Origin of the sequence: Streptococcus sp. E24BD (genome assembly GCF_041807825.1) — a bacterium.
Taxonomy (GTDB): Bacteria; Bacillota; Bacilli; order Lactobacillales; family Streptococcaceae; genus Streptococcus; species Streptococcus entericus.
Genome location: NZ_JBGTZB010000071.1, coordinates 1 through 1,345, shown reverse-complemented (window position 1 = coordinate 1,345; position 1,345 = coordinate 1). Strand labels below are relative to the sequence as shown.

1 tRNA gene, 1 rRNA gene and 1 pseudogene are annotated in these 1,345 nt (G+C 44.1%); 1 reads left to right on the top strand and 2 read right to left on the bottom strand.

The window, feature by feature from the left end:
* Window positions 1–1,066: pseudogene (locus tag ACERC5_RS10080) on the top strand (ISL3 family transposase); the annotation flags it as partial.
* Between the two features lie 76 nt (window positions 1,067–1,142).
* On the opposite strand, the gene ACERC5_RS10075 reads toward ACERC5_RS10080, so the two are convergent.
* A tRNA-Asn gene (locus ACERC5_RS10075) sits at window positions 1,143–1,215 on the bottom strand.
* A gap of 5 nt (window positions 1,216–1,220) precedes the next feature.
* Window positions 1,221–1,336 (bottom strand): 5S ribosomal RNA (gene rrf, locus ACERC5_RS10070).
* Window positions 1,337–1,345: the final 9 nt, after the last annotated feature.

The following is a 1,345-nucleotide window of genomic DNA, read 5'->3' as shown; positions in this document are numbered from 1 at the left end:
ACCATCAAATTCCTGTCATTCTTAATCAGAAAATCGCTCAAAAATTGATGGAGAAAGTCGCCATGACGGCCATCGCTGAAAGCCTAACCGTATCAACCTCAACGGTCATCCGAAAACTAAAGGAAGGCCAGTTCAAGACTGATCTGACCTGGCTCCCTGAGAACATGTCCTGGGACTCAAACAGTCTGGGGAGAGACTGTTTGAGGTGCGAGCCTTGAAACGAGAAAGCGAGCAACAGCTTCAAGAAAGGCAAAATGAGCTTCATCGCACAGGACTTTGATTCACTCAAAATCATAACAATTCTAGATGGTCGGACACAAGCCACCATTCGTAACCACTTTTTACGCTATTCTAGAGCGGTTAGAAGCCGTGTTAAGGTCATCACCATGGACATGTTTAGCCCTTATTACGACATCGCTAAGAAACTATTTCCTATGGCTAAAATTGTCCTCGATCGTTTCCACATTGTCCAGCATATGAGCAGGGCAATGAACAGGCTACATGTTCAGATAATGAACCAGTTTGATCGAAATTCCCACGAATACAGAGCCCTCAAGCGCTACTGGAACCCTCGCTCTCTCGTTTTCAAGCTCGGGCTAAACTAGTCCACTGGACTAGTTTACTCCAACAAGCCAGTCGAAAGCTCAGCGATAAACGCTTTTATCGCCCAACTTTTCGCAGGCACTTGACTAATCAGGAGGTTGTCACTAAACTGCTCGGCTATTCTCAAGAGCTAAAAGAACACTACGAACTTTATCAACTGCTCCTGTTTCATTTTCAAGAAAAGCAAGCTGACCAGCTCTTTGGGCTGATTGAGGAGACGATTTCAAGCGTTAATCCTGTCTTTCATACAGTTTTTAGAATCTTTTTTGAAGGATAGGGACAAGATTGTCAATGCCTTGGAATTGCCCTACTCTAACGCCAAGATTGAAGCAACCAACAACATCATCAAGGTTATTAAGCGCAACGCCTTTGGTTTCAGAAACTTTGAAAAGACAAAACTCGCATTTTCATTGCCATAAACATAAAACGAGAGAAGACAAGAACTGTCCTCTCTCGGTGTTAAGTGAGTCAACCCACTACAGTTGACAAAGAGCCAAAAAAGAAGCCCTGTAAAATCAAGGTTTCTCATTTACTTTATACTCCGCCAACAGGGCTTGAACCTGTGACATCATGATTAACAGTCATGCGCTCTACCAACTGAGCTATGGCGGAATTAAGCTAAGCAACTACCATATCTCACAGGGGGCAACCCCCAACTACTTCAGGCGTTCTAGGGCTTAACTACTGTGTTCGGCATGGGTACAGGTGTATCTCCTAGGCTATCGTCACTTAACTCTCGAAT